Annotated in this window: 10 protein-coding genes; 6 read left to right on the forward strand and 4 right to left on the reverse strand. The window is 71.7% G+C overall.

Features of this window, described 5'->3' with window-relative positions; all coding sequences use genetic code 11:
* Positions 1-365: 365 nt before the first annotated feature.
* Both CCN42_RS16080 and CCN42_RS16085 read right to left on the reverse strand, forming a co-directional pair.
* Entirely contained in the window at positions 366-734 is a 369-nt protein-coding gene (locus CCN42_RS16080) for a helix-turn-helix domain-containing protein (RefSeq protein WP_086169455.1), read from the reverse strand.
* Positions 731-982, reverse strand: coding sequence for a YkoF family thiamine-binding protein (locus CCN42_RS16085; protein WP_086736413.1), 252 nt, complete (start codon positions 980-982; stop codon positions 731-733). Before CCN42_RS16085 ends, CCN42_RS16080 begins: the two co-directional genes overlap by 4 nt.
* 171 nt (positions 983-1,153) lie before the next feature.
* Here CCN42_RS16085 and CCN42_RS16090 point away from each other — a divergent pair, with 171 nt between their 5' ends.
* The 5 genes from CCN42_RS16090 to CCN42_RS16110 all read left to right on the forward strand — a co-directional run bounded on the left by CCN42_RS16090 (position 1,154) and on the right by CCN42_RS16110 (position 5,805).
* Positions 1,154-1,993: a TIM barrel protein gene (locus CCN42_RS16090; RefSeq protein ID WP_086736414.1), complete on the forward strand. Its 840-nt coding sequence runs from the start codon at positions 1,154-1,156 to the stop codon at positions 1,991-1,993.
* 27 nt (positions 1,994-2,020) lie between these two features.
* Positions 2,021-2,914: a 2-hydroxy-3-oxopropionate reductase gene (locus CCN42_RS16095; RefSeq protein ID WP_086736416.1), complete on the forward strand. Its 894-nt coding sequence runs from the start codon at positions 2,021-2,023 to the stop codon at positions 2,912-2,914.
* A gap of 176 nt (positions 2,915-3,090) precedes the next feature.
* The gene (locus CCN42_RS16100) at positions 3,091-4,548 is read left to right on the forward strand and encodes a catalase (RefSeq protein ID WP_086736418.1); all 1,458 of its coding nucleotides are present in this window, start codon (positions 3,091-3,093) and stop codon (positions 4,546-4,548) included.
* A gap of 285 nt (positions 4,549-4,833) precedes the next feature.
* On the forward strand, positions 4,834-5,070 hold the full coding sequence (locus CCN42_RS16105) for a hypothetical protein (RefSeq protein ID WP_086736420.1): 237 nt from the start codon (positions 4,834-4,836) through the stop codon (positions 5,068-5,070).
* A 36-nt stretch (positions 5,071-5,106) separates the two neighbouring features.
* On the forward strand, positions 5,107-5,805 hold the full coding sequence (locus CCN42_RS16110; RefSeq protein ID WP_086736422.1) for a TIGR04222 domain-containing membrane protein: 699 nt from the start codon (positions 5,107-5,109) through the stop codon (positions 5,803-5,805).
* Between the two features lie 66 nt (positions 5,806-5,871).
* On the opposite strand, the gene gcl is transcribed toward CCN42_RS16110, so the two are convergent.
* Positions 5,872-7,656 carry a glyoxylate carboligase gene (gene gcl, locus CCN42_RS16115; protein WP_086736424.1) on the reverse strand — a complete coding sequence of 595 codons (1,785 nt, stop codon included), beginning with the start codon at positions 7,654-7,656 and terminating at the stop codon, positions 5,872-5,874.
* Positions 7,657-7,923: 267 nt separating this feature from the next.
* On the opposite strand from gcl, the gene CCN42_RS16120 reads away from it, so the two are divergent.
* Positions 7,924-8,619: a hypothetical protein gene (locus tag CCN42_RS16120; protein ID WP_086736425.1), complete on the forward strand. Its 696-nt coding sequence runs from the start codon at positions 7,924-7,926 to the stop codon at positions 8,617-8,619.
* Positions 8,620-8,682: 63 nt separating this feature from the next.
* Here CCN42_RS16120 and CCN42_RS41320 read toward each other — a convergent pair.
* Positions 8,683-8,818 (reverse strand): cellulose binding domain-containing protein (locus CCN42_RS41320; protein ID WP_211294718.1); only part of this gene is annotated, 136 nt, incomplete at its 5' end.

An 8,818-nucleotide genomic window follows, 5' to 3' on the forward strand; every position in this document is an offset into this window, starting at 1 on the left:
GGGGGCCGGCCCCCGCACTCGTGGGGGGGTGAGCCGGTGGAGCTCACCGCAGCCGCGAGGTCGCTCGCCGCCGTGGGCTCCCGGGCTTCCGAGACCGGTCGGCCCAGCCGCGCCGTCGCGCGGACGCCGGCCGGCGCCCTGGAGGCACCGCATCGGCGAACGACCTCGCGACCATCACCGGCGCCGCCCCCGGGCACCGCCCGGCACGCACCCCGGGCACCGCCCGACACCGATCCCCAGGCACCACCCGACACAGACTCCGGGCACCACCCGACACCACCCGACACCAGCCGCGGGCACCGCCCGGCGCCGGCCCTCCGGCCACCACCCGGCACCGGTGCGCCAGTTCACGCGCTCCGGGCCGGTCAGGCCTCCTTCTCCCGATTGAGGTAGTTGTAGACCGTGAAACGGCTGACGCCGAGTGCGCCGGCCACGGTTTCCACGCCGTGCCGGACGGCGAAGGCGCCCCGCGCCTCCAGCGTCCGGACGACCTCCTGCTTGGCCTTGCGGTCCAGTTCCGCGAGCGGCTTGCCCCGCTTGCGCTCCATGGCGGCCAGGATGTGGTCGAGGGAGTCCGCGAGCTGCGGCAGGCGCACGGCGACCACGTCGGCGCCCTCCCAGGAGAGCACCACGTCGTCCGGGCCGGCCTCGTCGGGCGGCAGCATGTCGCCGCCGATGGCGTCGATCAGCGGCTTCACGGCCGTGATGAAGGGCTCGTCGCCGGACCCGGTCACCGCTCGCCCTCTCCGACCACGTTGACCTGGAGCGAGACCCGGGTGGCACCGGCCTCCAGGGCCTTGCGCAGCAGGGCGTCGACGGCGGTCAGGACCCGGTCGGCGCCGCCTTCCGCGGTGTTGCCGAACGGGCCGACGTCCACCTCGTCCAGTTCGGCCGCCTCGATGACCTCGCGGGCCACCAGCGCGTGCGCGGGTGCTTCGTCCAGGTCGAAGGGCTCGGTCGTGAATTCCACTCGCAGTCGCACGCGCTCAACCTAACGCGCGGTACGGGCTTTCGGGACGGCCCGGAGGGATCCGGCTCTTGACAGCCCTCCCCGACGGCATGCAGTCTTCCCGTGTATTCCGATACGCAGAAATCAACTTCCGCAATGCGAAATAGCGAGCGGACAGCAAGCCAGGAAGGGAGCGCGGCCCCGATGGGATTCGCAGACCAGCGCTTCAACGTCAACCTGTCGATCCTCTTCACGGAACTCCCGCTCCTGGAGCGCCCCGCGGCCGCCGCCACGGCCGGCTTCACTGCGGTCGAGCTGTGGTGGCCCTGGATCGACTCCCCCACCCCCGAGCGGTCCGAGCTGGACGCGCTGAAGAAGGCGATCGAGGACGCGGGCGTCCAGCTCACCGGCCTCAACTTCTACGCCGGACGGCTGCCGGGCCCGGATCGCGGCGCCCTGTCGGTCCCGGGCGAGGAGTCGGAGCGGTTCCGCGCCAACGTCGACGTGGCCGCCAGCTTCGCCGCCTCCCTCGGCTGCACGGCACTCAACGCGCTCTACGGCAACCGCGTGGAGGGCGTCGACCCGGCCGAGCAGGACGCCCTGGCCCTGGAGAACCTGACGCTCGCGGCCCGGGCCGCCGACCGGATCGGCGCGATCCTGCTGATCGAGGCGCTGAACCAGCCGGAGTCGCCGCTGTACCCGCTGGTGAGCGCGCCCGCGGCGGTCGGCGTCGTCGACAAGGTCAACGAGGCGACGGGGCTGGGCAACGCCAAGTTCCTCATGGACCTCTACCACCTGTCCATGAACGGCGAGGACCTGCCGTCGGTGATCGAGCGGTACGCCGCGAGGACCGGCCACGTGCAGATCGCCGACAACCCCGGCCGCGGCGCCCCCGGCACCGGCACCCTCCCGCTGGAGCAGCTGCTCGACCAGCTGAGGAAGGCCGGTTACGACGGCTGGGTCGGCCTGGAGTACAAGCCGGGCGACCGCCCCAGCGCGGAGGCCTTCGACTGGCTGCCCGCCGAGGCCCGCGCCGCCCGCTGACCACTTTGCACTGAAAGAGGCACCCTCATGAGCAACAACCTCCCCAAGATCGCGTGGATCGGCCTCGGCATCATGGGCTCCCCCATGTCCGAGAACCTGATCAAGGCGGGCTACGGCGTCACCGGCTACACCCTGGAGAAGGAGAAGCTGGACCGCCTGGCCGCCGCGGGCGGCACCGCCGCCGGTTCGATCGCCGAAGCCGTCCGCGACGCCGACGTGGTCATCACGATGGTGCCCGCCTCCCCGCAGGTCGAGGCCATCGCCTACGGCCCGGACGGCATCCTGGAGAACGCGAAGTCCGGCGCGCTGCTGATCGACATGTCGTCGATCACCCCGCAGACCTCGGTCGACCTGGCGAAGAACGCGAAGGAGAAGGGCATCCGCGTCCTCGACGCCCCCGTCTCCGGCGGTGAGGCCGGCGCCATCGAGGCCGTGCTGTCCATCATGGTCGGCGGCGAGCAGGCCGACTTCGACGAGGCCAAGCCGATCCTCGAGGCGCTCGGCAAGACCATCGTGCTGTGCGGCCCGCACGGCTCCGGCCAGACGGTGAAGGCCGCCAACCAGCTCATCGTCGCGGTGAACATCCAGGCGTGCGCCGAGGCCGTGGTCTTCCTGGAGAAGTCGGGCGTGGACCTTCAGGCCGCGCTGGACGTCCTCAACGGCGGCCTGGCCGGCTCGACCGTGCTGACGCGCAAGAAGGACAACTTCCTGAACCGCGACTTCAAGCCGGGCTTCCGCATCGACCTGCACCACAAGGACATGGGCATCGTCACCGACGCGGCCCGCAACGTCGGCGCGGCCCTGCCGGTCGGTGCCGTGGTCGCCCAGCTGGTCGCCTCGCTGCGCGCCCAGGGCGACGGCGGCCTGGACCACTCAGCCCTGCTGCGGGCCGTCGAGCGCCTGTCCGGCGCCCAGGTCTGACCCGGCCCGCACCCAGACCCCGGGCGGCGGCGCCGCTGACACCTGTCCTGTCGCGCCCAGGCGGCGGCGTCGCCCGGAATCCGACTTCAACAAACTGTTGACGCTCAGATCGGCCCACTTCTAGGCTCCACGAAGCGGAAATGATTTTTCGCTGCCCCTCGTACGGAAGGTCCACGATGTCGAAGCGCGTGCTCACCACCGAGTCCGGCGCCCCGGTCGCCGACAACCAGAACTCCGCCTCCGCCGGCGTCGGCGGCCCTCTCCTGATCCAGGACCAGCAGCTCCTGGAGAAGCTGGCGCGCTTCAACCGGGAGCGCATCCCGGAGCGCGTGGTGCACGCCCGCGGCTCGGGCGCCTACGGCTACTTCGAGGTGACCGACGACGTCACCGGCTACACGCACGCCGACTTCCTCAAGAACATCGGCAGGCGCACCGAGGTGTTCGTGCGCTTCTCCACGGTGGCCGACTCGCTGGGCGGCGCGGACGCGGTGCGCGACCCGCGAGGCTTCGCGGTGAAGTTCTACACCGAGGAAGGCAATTACGACCTCGTCGGCAACAACACCCCGGTCTTCTTCATCAAGGACCCGATCAAGTTCCCCGACTTCATCCACTCGCAGAAGCGCGACCCGTTCACCGGCAAGCAGGAGCCGGACAACGTCTGGGACTTCTGGGCCCACTCCCCCGAGGCCACCCACCAGGTGACCTGGCTGATGGGCGACCGCGGCATCCCGGCGTCGTACCGCCACATGAACGGCTACGGCTCGCACACCTACCAGTGGACGAACGAGCAGGGCGAGGCCTTCTTCGTCAAGTACCACTTCAAGACGAACCAGGGCATCCGCTGCCTGTCCACCGAGCAGGCCCAGGAAGTCGCCGGCAAGGACGCCAACTCGCACCAGACGGACCTGCTCCAGGCGATCGAGCGGGGCGTGAACCCGTCCTGGACGCTGTACGTCCAGATCATGCCGGCGGCCGAGGCGGCGGACTACCGCTTCAACCCGTTCGACCTGACCAAGGTGTGGCCGCACAAGGACTACCCGCTGCGGCGCGTGGGCCGCCTGGTGCTGGACCGCAACCCGGACAACGTCTTCGCCGAGGTCGAACAGGCCGCGTTCTCCCCCAACAACTTCGTGCCCGGCATCGGCCCGTCCCCGGACAAGATGCTCCAGGGCCGGCTGTTCGCCTACGCCGACGCGCAGCGCTACCGCCTGGGCGTCAACCACACCCTGCTCCCGGTGAACGCGCCGAAGGCGACCGAGGCGAACAACTACGGCCGGGACGGCTTCATGGCCCACAACGGCCAGGGCCGCCACGCCAAGAACTACGAGCCGAACTCCTACGACGGCCCGGTCGAGACCGGCCGCCCGCTGTCGGCCCCGCTCGCGGTGAACGGTCACACCGGCACCCACGTGGCGCCCCAGCACACCAAGGACGACGACTTCTTCCAGGCGGGCGAGCTGTACCGCCTGATGAGCGAGGACGAGAAGTCCCGGCTCGTCGCCAACATCGCCGGCGGCCTCTCGCAGGTCTCCCGCGACGACGTGATCGAGAAGAACCTGGCCCACTTCCACGCCGCCGACCCGGAGTACGGCAAGCGCGTGGAGGAGGCGGTCCGCGCCCTGCGCGAGGACTGAGACTCCCTGTCCACGCCCGGCCGCCGGGCGGCCCGGATGAGGGGTGGCCGTCCGGCACGGGCGGGCGTGGACAGGGTGCGGACCGCGGCGCGTGCGAGCCAGTGCGGTGGTGAAGGAGCGGTGATCCCCTTCTCGACCAGAGGGAAGGGTTCGTCCGGCTCCGTCGCATCGCCGCGGTCCCAGCATCACCCCGGACGAGCGCCGGGTGCGGACGGTCCCGCACCCGGCGCTTTCCCGTGCCCGCTCCGGGGTGCGGATCGCGTCCGCCCGCAGCAGCCTGAAGGCATGGCACACGCATCGCACCATCCGCACGTCGTGGTCCATCCGCCCGCCCTGGACGGTTCGCGCCGGGTCACCGAGGGCGACGAGACGCTGGGCATCGCCACGCACGCCGACGACGTGGGCGAGATCCTGCGGCTGGCCGACCTGTATGTCACGGACGTGGCGGAGAACGACCTCATCGAGTGGCAGGGCGGCGGGCCCGACGACTGGCCGGGCCTGTCGGAGCGCCACGAGGCCTGAGCGTCCGTACGTCAGCGGTCGTACGGCCGCTACGTCATGCTCAAATCAACCTCTGAACCCGCACCCGGGAGGCGTCAACGGCCCCCGGGAGCGGGCAGAGTGCTGTCACGGGGCCCGTCGGCACGGGGGCGGCGGGCCCCGGCACGGGGGGTGAGTGCCATGAGCGACGGTACGGCGGCCCTGGCGCCGCACGAGATCGCACTGCTGCGGGGCGGCCCGCGCGCCGCCGTCACCGTCGCCGTGGTGGCCCTGTATCTGCGGGGCACGGTGGAACCCGGCCCGCCGGGCACGCTCTGGGCCGCGCCGGAGGCCGGGCAGGGCGGCCTGGAGGGCGCCGTCGGCAGCGCCCTGCGGCGACCGGCCCGGTTCCGCCGACTGGTCCGGGACCCGGAGGTCCGGCTGGCCGTGGCCGAGATGCGCATCCCGCTCGCGGAGGCCGGGCTGCTGCGCTGGCCCTTCCTCGGGCCGACGCGCAGCGCCCGGCGCGAGGTGGAGGCCCTGCGGTCCCGGCACCCGCTGCCCGCCCGGCGGTACGGCCTGACCGACGACGACAAGCTGCTCGCCGTCGCCCTGCACGGTGAGGCGGCCCTGCGGGTGCTCATGCCGCGGTTCGCGCTGCGGGCGGGACTGCTGCCCAGGGTCGAGGTGGCGGACGTCAGGGGCACGGGTCCTTCCTGGGGGTACGGGGGCGCGGCGCCCATGTGCGGGGGCGGGGACGCCGGCGGCTCCGGCTGAGCCCGCGCGCGGGCATGCGAAAGGGCGGCCCGTCCCCCGGACGGGCCGCCCTCACCGCCGTGTGCGTCAGGCCTTCAACGTCTTGATCGACGTCGGGGCGTGACCGGGCTCGGTCGCGATCTCCTCGAACTCCACGACGTTGCTGATGTCGTTGGTGCCGGACATGGAGATGTTGGTGACGCGCTCCAGGATCGCCTCGACGACGACGGGCACCTGGAACTCGGCGGCCAGCTTCTTCGCCTGCTCGAAGGCGGCGGCCAGCTCGCTGGGGTCGGTCACCCGGATCGCCTTGCAGCCGAGGCCCTCGGCGACCTTCACGTGGTCGACGCCGTAGACGCCCAGCTCGGGCGAGTTGATGTTCTCGAACTCCAGCTTGACCTGGAAGTCGATGTCGAACGCCCGCTGCGCCTGGCGGATCAGGCCGAGGTAGGAGTTGTTGACCAGGACGTGGACGTACGGGATCTTGTGCTGCGCGCCGACCGCCAGCTCCTCCAGCATGAACTGGAAGTCGTAGTCGCCGGAGAGGGCGACGACCTGCGCGTCCGGGTCGGCCTTGGCGACGCCGAGCGCCGCCGGGATGGTCCAGCCGAGCGGGCCGGCCTGGCCGCAGTTGATCCAGTGGCGCGGCTTGAAGACGTGCAGCATCTGCGCGCCGGCGATCTGCGAGAGGCCGATGGTGGAGACGTACCGCGTCTCCGGGCCGAAGGCCTTGTTCATCTCCTCGTAGACGCGCTGCGGCTTGATCGGCACGTTGTCGAAGTGGGTGCGGCGCAGCAGGGTCGCCTTGCGCTCCTGCGCGGACGCGGCCCAGGCGGAGCGGTCGGGCAGCTCGCCCGCGGCCTTCAGCTCGCGGGCCACCTCGACGAACAGCTCCAGGGCTGCCTTGGCGTCGGAGGCGATGCCGTAGTCCGGGGCGAAGATCTTGCCGATCTGGGTGGGCTCGACGTCGACGTGCACGAACGTCCGCCCGGCGGTGTAGACGTCCAGCTTGCCGGTGTGGCGGTTGGCCCAGCGGTTGCCGATGCCGAGGACGAAGTCGGACTCCAGGAAGGTCGCGTTGCCGTAGCGGTGCGAGGTCTGCAGGCCGACCATGCCGGCGTTCAGGTCGTGGTCGTCGGGGATGACGCCCCAGCCCATGAGGGTGGGCACGACCGGGGTGCCGGTCAGTTCGGCGAACTCGACCAGCAGGTCGGCCGCGTCGGCGTTGATGACGCCGCCGCCCGCGACGATCAGCGGGCGCTCGGCGGCGTTGAGCATGCCGATCGCCTTCTCGATCTGGGCGCGGGACGCGGCGGGCTTGTAGACCGGCAGCGGCTCGTACGTCTCGGGGTCGAACTCGATCTCGGTGAGCTGGACGTCGATCGGCAGGTCGATGAGGACGGGGCCGGGGCGGCCGGAGCGCATCAGGTGGAAGGCCTGCTGGAAGACGCCGGGGACCTGCGCGGCCTCCAGGACGGTCACCGCCATCTTGGTGACCGGCTTGGCGATCGAGGCGATGTCGACGGCCTGGAAGTCCTCCTTGTGGATCACCGCGGTCGGGGCCTGGCCGGTGATGCAGAGGATGGGGATGGAGTCACCGGTCGCCGAGTACAGGCCGGTGATCATGTCGGTGCCGGCCGGGCCCGAGGTGCCGATGCAGACGCCGATGTTGCCGGGGTGGGTGCGGGTGTAGCCCTCCGCCATGTGGGAGGCGCCCTCGACATGGCGGGCGAGGGTGTGCGCGATGCCACCGGAGGCCTTGAGCGCCGCGTAGAAGGGGTTGATCGCCGCGCCGGGCACACCGAACGCGTCGGTGACACCCTCGCGCTTGAGGATCTCGACTGCCGCGCGGGCAGCGGTCATACGAGCCATGGGAACTCCTGCTTCGGCTGTCGGATACGCACTCCCGTCGCGCCCCCGCGGTGAGCACCTTCCGGATGTCCGGTGTCGCTGTCTTCGCCGATTCCGCTATGTTTTCCGTATTGCGGAAATCAACTTCTACTATCTGGAAGCAATCTAAGGGGAGTCGCGAAAGCCGTCAAGGGACGTCCGCACCAGACGTCGCGGTGCGGACCGGGCGTCAGGACCGAACCGCCGAAGCAACGGACAAGCGGGCGCCCGGCGGAGGATGCTGAGGGCATGCCCGAGAGCGTGTCGGTGCGCTGTCCGGTCTGCCGGCGCGCCCACCTGTACGCCGCGCCCGTCTATCCGTGCGCCTGCGGCGCGCCCGTCTATCCGTGCGCCTGCGGCGCGCCCGTCGCCCCGCCCCTCGATCCGCACGCACCGGCCACCCCCGTCACCCACCGCTCCTGGGACGAGGAGTGGGTGACCGTGCGCTGCGCCGCCTGCGGCCGCCCCGCCCCGTGGCCGCACCCGGCGCTGGGCTGTACCTGCGGCACGGTGCTGCGCGTCCCCGTGAGGCAGGCGGACGGCGCGCCCCGGGACACTCCCCCGGCACCGGTGCGCCCGCCCTTCCAGCCGGTCACCATCCGCACCGCCCGGGACGCGGTGACCGCCGCCGCCCTGTATCTGCGCTGGCTCGGCCACCGGGACGTCCGCCGCGCGGACGCCCGGCCGCCGTCCGGCATCGGGCTGGCCGCGCCCGGTCTGCTGGCGCGGGTCGACCCGACCGTGCGCCCGGGGGACGCCCGCGACGTGGAGTGCCTGTGGCTGACCGCGCTGGCGGAGTCCCGCGCCTGCGTCTACTTCGCGCTCGCCGGATACACCGACGAGGCCCGTGCCCGCGCCGACGCGCTGGGGGTACCGCTCTTCGTGCTGGACCTGACGGGCACCCCGCAGCCCGTCAACGACCACGCCGACGCGCTCACCGCCTGAGGACCCGCTCACACGGGAGCGCCGGCCCCGCGGGTGCGGGAGCCGGCGCCGTCGTTGCCGGTGTTACGGGTTGACGCAGGTGACCGAGCCGACCGGCAGGTTGTTCCCGGTCGAGGTGGCGGTGAAGCCGAAGGTCACCGTGCCGTCCGGCGGGATGGTGCGGTTGTGGTCGGCGTTCCTGACCGTCACCGTGCCGTCC

Origin of the sequence: Streptomyces glaucescens (assembly GCF_002154375.1) — a bacterium.
Taxonomy (GTDB): domain Bacteria; phylum Actinomycetota; class Actinomycetes; order Streptomycetales; family Streptomycetaceae; genus Streptomyces; species Streptomyces glaucescens.